Below are 259 nucleotides of genomic sequence, written 5' to 3' on the forward strand. Positions count from 1 at the left end.
AGATTGATGATCTAAGTATTGCCGAAATGGCGATGATTGCAGGCTTACCTAAAGCCCCATCTCGCTATAACCCTGTTGCCAATCCACAACGCGCACTGGAGCGCCGTAATTGGATTCTTGGGCGCATGTTACAACTCGGCTATATTAATCAAAATCAATACCAAAAAGCCGTCGCAGAGCCGATTAACTTAAATATGGTAGATCGCTCAGTGAGCAATGTATTTCCGTATGTGGGCGAAATGGTCCGTGCTGAATTAGT

General features: G+C 45.2%; 1 protein-coding gene. It reads left to right on the forward strand.

The features are described from left to right. A partial coding sequence (locus AC2Q9J_RS18165) for a transglycosylase domain-containing protein (RefSeq protein WP_499042114.1) occupies positions 1–259 on the forward strand: 259 nt, incomplete at both ends.

This window comes from Planococcus sp. RAB007_Raresut (assembly GCF_057369535.1).